The organism is Massilia sp. CCM 8734 (assembly GCF_011682155.1).
Lineage (GTDB): Bacteria > Pseudomonadota > Gammaproteobacteria > Burkholderiales > Burkholderiaceae_D > Telluria_A > Telluria_A rubra.
Genome location: NZ_WHJI01000215.1, coordinates 1 through 376, shown reverse-complemented (window position 1 = coordinate 376; position 376 = coordinate 1). Strand labels below are relative to the sequence as shown.

1 protein-coding gene is annotated in these 376 nt (G+C 55.6%); it reads left to right on the top strand.

Features of this window, described 5'->3' with window-relative positions; all coding sequences use genetic code 11:
• Nucleotides 1-376, top strand: a 376-nt coding sequence (locus F2P46_RS36315) for a transposase (protein ID WP_229509609.1), incomplete at both ends; no start/stop codon positions are given.

Sequence of the window (376 nt, the reverse complement as noted above, 5' to 3'; positions counted from 1 at the left end):
TTCCAGACCGACCTTGGCTTTGAACTCCGCCGTGTGAACTGTCCGTTTCTTTCGTTCCGTCATTTTGCTGTTTTCCCTGTTCAGGATTACAGCTTAAACCACTGTCTCAAATCATGGATCCACTATAAGACCAGCTGGAACGGGTACAAGCTGCACATCGACACTGCCGATTGTGGCGTTCCCATCGCCGCCTTGCTGTGTTCCGCGTCGATGCATGACAGCCGCGCCGCCGTGCCGCTGTCGCACATCACGAAGCAACGGGTCACCAATTTGTACGATGTGATGGATGCTGCCTACTGCAGCAAAGAGTTGCACGACCACTGCCGCGAACTGGGACACGTCCCCCTGATCGACCATAATCCGCGTGGCGGCGAGA